This window comes from Corynebacterium sp. HMSC035E02 (assembly GCF_001836065.1).
GTDB classification, from domain to species: Bacteria; Actinomycetota; Actinomycetes; order Mycobacteriales; family Mycobacteriaceae; genus Corynebacterium; species Corynebacterium hiratae.
Genome location: NZ_KV827353.1, coordinates 1 through 1,416 on the forward strand (window position 1 = coordinate 1; position 1,416 = coordinate 1,416).

Genomic DNA, 1,416 nt, shown 5'->3' on the forward strand with positions numbered 1-1,416 from the left:
ACACTGCTACCAAATAGCCGGTCGCAACAGGCCGCCGATCGCTCCAATTTGAATACCGATGGAGGAGATGTTGGCAAAGCCCGCCAGAGCAAAGGAAGAGAGCATGATGGCTTTATCACTGAGCTGGTCGATGCTTTCACCAAAGGCGGTGTAACCAACGAATTCATTGAGGATTGTCTTTTGGCCAATGAAGTTGCCAACCTGCATAACGTCATCCCACGGAACACCGATGAGCCATGCCACCGGAGCGAAGAGGAGACCAAAGAGGCCTTCAAGAGACCAATTGTCTTGACCGAAGATGGAACCTACGCCGCCGAGGATGGCGGAGAGCATCGCGATCATAGCGATAAAGGCAATGAGGAGGCAGGCCACTGAAATGGCAATCTTGCCACCGGCCATGGCACCGCTACTGATGGCATCGATGATGTTCTTGGAATCGTTATCGCGCACGTCCTTGACCGTGGCATCTAGATTAGATTCCTCGGTCTCCGGCATGAGGCCCTTGGCGATAAGAAGGGAACCTGGAGCGTTCATCAAGGATGCGGCCAGAAGATACTCCAACGGTGCGCCCAATAGGGAATAACCAATGAGCGTGGAGCCGGCGACCGAGGCGAAGCCGCCGACCATACAGGTGTAGAGCTCCGAACGAGTGAGCTTGGGCAGGTACGGCTTGATGACGAGAGGGGCCTCCGACTGGCCGAGGAAAACAACTGTCGTGGCCCAGACAGACTCCACCTTGGATGTGCCCATAAGCCAGTTAATGCCCGAACCGACATACTCCACGAAGTACTGGATAACCCGGAGATAGTAGAGCGCAGCAATGATCGCGCCCAAGAAGATGACAACCGGAAGAACATTGAGGGCGAAAATGAAGTCTTCCCCAAGCAAGCCACCGAATACAAACGACGTTCCTTCGTTCGTGAAATCAGTGAGTGTGGTTAGGCTGTGGGAGACCGCTTCGAGAGCTTTGAAGCCGGGCTCCCATGCCAGCACTAGGTAGCAGAAGACAATCTGAAAGGCGAGGCGGTTTCAAGTGGTGGATGCATCACCTGAATAGTTCTTGTATCTTCTCTTCTGGTTTATACCAGTTGAGGACTTTTCTAGGGCGTCCGTTGAGAAGGTCTTGAATGTGTTGGACGTCCTTGTCGGTCGGGTACTAACGTCGCCTCCTTTGGGCAGGAAGTCTCTGACTAGCCCGTTGGTGTTTTCGTTGGTAGGACGTTGCCACGGCGAGTGTGGATCACAGAAGTAGACTGCTAGTCCACGTGCGATGCTCAGCCTGTTTACTTGGGCTAGTTCTACGCCTTGGCCCCAGGTCAGAGTTTTAGTGATGTTGTGTATTTTGCCGGTAAACATCTCGATTAACTTATCGACAGTCGTGGCGGATGGGGTTGCCCGCAAATCGTGGACACGTAG

At 53.5% G+C, this 1,416-nt stretch carries 1 protein-coding gene and 1 pseudogene; both read right to left on the bottom strand.

Translation table 11 applies throughout. From position 1 onward, the window contains the following. Positions 1-24: 24 nt before the first annotated feature. Positions 25-1,023, bottom strand: a pseudogene (locus tag HMPREF2635_RS08685) (NupC/NupG family nucleoside CNT transporter); the annotation flags it as partial. Positions 1,024-1,029: 6 nt separating this feature from the next. Beyond that, positions 1,030-1,416, bottom strand: a 387-nt coding sequence (locus HMPREF2635_RS13310) for an IS30 family transposase (protein WP_118853195.1), incomplete at its 5' end; no start/stop codon positions are given.